Consider the following 1,582-nt stretch of genomic DNA (forward strand, 5'->3'; position numbering starts at 1 on the left):
CTTTTACTTATTAAAAGTCAAAAACATCTGTTATACGATCAGCTTTTTGTCGATTTCTACATAATTGATAAATTTGTTGAAAGAAAGTCTCAACACTTTCTTTTGTTTCAGGTAATGGGATTTCAACGAAAAGGGAACCAAATACTTGTTTAAAATAAGCTTTTCGTTCAGCGTTTTTACCGTCACGTTTAAGAGGATTATACTTCCAAACTAAGTGGTCTTTTCCATTTGAATTTTTTACTTCTCTAATTTCGGCCGCAGTCGTTGATTTATTACCTACGTAAATAACAAGATAAAACTGATCATTTCGATGCCAATCGATTAATAATAAATAATAATTTTCTTCCTCAATTTTTTGTAAATGATAAGCTGCAATAACAGGCTTGCCATTAGCCCATTGCTGAAAATTTATTAATGTATTGAAATTCGTTTCAATTTTTTGGATTTCATATAATGACTGATTTGATTTCATCCAATAATCGATTTGGTTAGCGATATGTGTTGCAATTTGTTTATCCATACAAATACCTCATCTTATATTTATCTTTTCATTTTATCAATATGATCATCATTAGAAAAGTTTGAATTCAATCTTGATTAATTGTCTTCAATTCATTGAAACATTTACCATCAATAAAATATTAACGATTAATCCATATTATTAATGATTATTGATGTGGAGGGAGGAAATAAAATATGGCACGTGGGAAACATTTTAATCATAAGAAACAAGGTCATGAACCTACGCATCCACAAGGTTCACTTGTAGAACCAGAGGATCGTAAACACGAAGATCGTGAAGAAGACTATATTGTTACAGAAGAAGCGTTTAAAAACAGAATTCAGTAAACAAATAAGATTAATTTAATGCGGTTAAATTACAATAAAATCAAAAATGGTAACTAATTCATTATTAGTTGCCACTTTTTATGTTTAAATTTCTTGATAAAATAAAAACCCAAATTAGCTTAATGCGTATATATTGTTCATTTAATAACAAAAAAAAACAACGTTATTTCACGTTGTTTTCTTAATCTATATTTTACTGATGGCTAATCCAACTAACCCATAAGTTTGAAACATCACTTGCAATTAGTGAGTAATCTGAGGACCTCTTTAGGTTTAATGGTTTTCCATTTTTTGAAAATTTGATGATTGTAGTTTGATTCCCTACACTAGCTCCTGCAATAACCCCTTTTGAAGCTAATGTTTCATCAGGACTTACATTTATTGAAATGACCGGTGTAACAGATTCAGTTGCAATTTCTAAATTCCCTGAACTATTAATTTTAACACTTTTAATTCCAACACTGTGATGGCTACTATTTACATGAAGATATACGCCTTTAGTTCCTAATCTAATTACTCCGCCTCGTTGAACAATATTCGCTTTTGTAACTTGAGTACTAGAAAGAGCATAACTTGAACCTGTAGCCGATTCTCTAGCGATAATAAAAACTAGAATAAAACTACTCGTTAATAAAATATACTTAAACGCTTTAGTAAAGAAAAAACCTTTCATGATGAAATCTCCTAGATGAAATATTATTGGGTCTTATGTAATGAGTCATTTGTCATAAGA

At 29.6% G+C, this 1,582-nt stretch carries 3 protein-coding genes; 1 reads left to right on the forward strand and 2 read right to left on the reverse strand.

Translation table 11 applies throughout. The features are described from left to right. Window positions 1-10 precede the first annotated feature (10 nt). A complete protein-coding gene (locus tag V7056_RS05460) occupies window positions 11-520 on the reverse strand; it encodes a hypothetical protein (RefSeq protein WP_499700016.1) in 510 nt (169 codons plus the stop codon). A gap of 176 nt (window positions 521-696) precedes the next feature. On the opposite strand from V7056_RS05460, the gene V7056_RS05465 reads away from it, so the two are divergent. Continuing rightward, complete coding sequence (locus V7056_RS05465; RefSeq protein ID WP_499700017.1) at window positions 697-849, forward strand: hypothetical protein; 153 nt, start codon at window positions 697-699, stop codon at window positions 847-849. A gap of 193 nt (window positions 850-1,042) precedes the next feature. Here V7056_RS05465 and V7056_RS05470 read toward each other — a convergent pair whose 3' ends face one another. Next, window positions 1,043-1,522, reverse strand: coding sequence for a hypothetical protein (locus V7056_RS05470; RefSeq protein ID WP_499700019.1), 480 nt, complete (start codon window positions 1,520-1,522; stop codon window positions 1,043-1,045). Window positions 1,523-1,582 lie beyond the last annotated feature (60 nt).

It is taken from the genome of Bacillus sp. JJ664, assembly GCF_036962205.1.
GTDB lineage: Bacteria > Bacillota > Bacilli > Bacillales > Bacillaceae_G > Gottfriedia.

Bases quoted from the DNA above. Each gene is read 5' to 3' on its own strand.
- V7056_RS05460 (WP_499700016.1), bottom strand. From the start codon at position 520: ATGGATAAACAAATTGCAACACATATCGCTAACCAAATCGATTATTGG.
- V7056_RS05465 (WP_499700017.1), top strand. From the start codon at position 697: ATGGCACGTGGGAAACATTTTAATCATAAGAAACAAGGTCATGAACCT.
- V7056_RS05470 (WP_499700019.1), bottom strand. From the start codon at position 1,522: ATGAAAGGTTTTTTCTTTACTAAAGCGTTTAAGTATATTTTATTAACG.